A 760-nucleotide genomic window follows, 5' to 3' on the forward strand; every position below is an offset into this window, starting at 1 on the left:
ACGTTGGCGGAGAAGCAGCAGGTCCTCGCGGGTTGGAATGGCGTTGTCAGTGATTACCCGCGCGACGCATCCATCCCTTCGCTCTTCGCTCAGCAGGCCGCGCGCACGCCTGATGCTGTCGCCGTTGTGTCGGGTGAGGAGTCTGTCTCCTACGCTCAGCTCGACTCGCGCTCCAATCAGCTCGCCCATTACCTGCGCACTCTCGGCGTTCTTCCCGGCTCTCGCGTCGCTGTCCGCCTCGACCGCTCCGCCGACCTCATCGTCTCCCTCCTCGCCATCCTCAAGGCCGGCGCCTCCTACGTCCCCCTCGACAAGGCCTGGCCCTCCGACCGCCTCGCCTTCGTCCTCCGCGAGTCCTCAGCCGGCGTCGTCCTCTCTCACTCCGACGTCGTCGATGACCTGCCCGCTTTCGGTGCTGTCCTCCTCGTCATCGATGAGGAGGCTTCTCGCATCGCTCGCCAGCCCAGTTCGGCACCCCTTCTGGACGTGACGGGCAATGACCTTGCCTACGTCATGTTCACCTCCGGCTCCACCGGTGAGCCCAAGGGTGTCTGCGTCCCTCACCGAGGCGTCACCCGCCTCGTCTCCTCTTCCTTCATCTCCTTCGCCGCTTCCGACGTCTGGCTCCACGCGGCCCCCGTCGCCTTCGACGCCTCCACCCTCGAAATCTGGGGCGCTCTCCTCCACGGCTCCAAGCTCGTCCTCGCTCCTCCTCATGCCCTGTCGCTCGAGGAGTTGGGCGCTCTGCTTGTCCGCGAGG

At 66.3% G+C, this 760-nt stretch carries 1 protein-coding gene; it reads left to right on the forward strand.

The window, feature by feature from the left end:
* The coding region (locus tag HUA76_RS44760) for an AMP-binding protein (RefSeq protein WP_174464425.1) at positions 1-760 on the forward strand (760 nt) is incomplete at both ends.

The sequence above is a fragment of the Myxococcus sp. CA056 genome (genome assembly GCF_013336715.1).
Classification (GTDB): Bacteria; Myxococcota; Myxococcia; order Myxococcales; family Myxococcaceae; genus Myxococcus; species Myxococcus llanfairpwllgwyngyllgogerychwyrndrobwllllantysiliogogogochensis.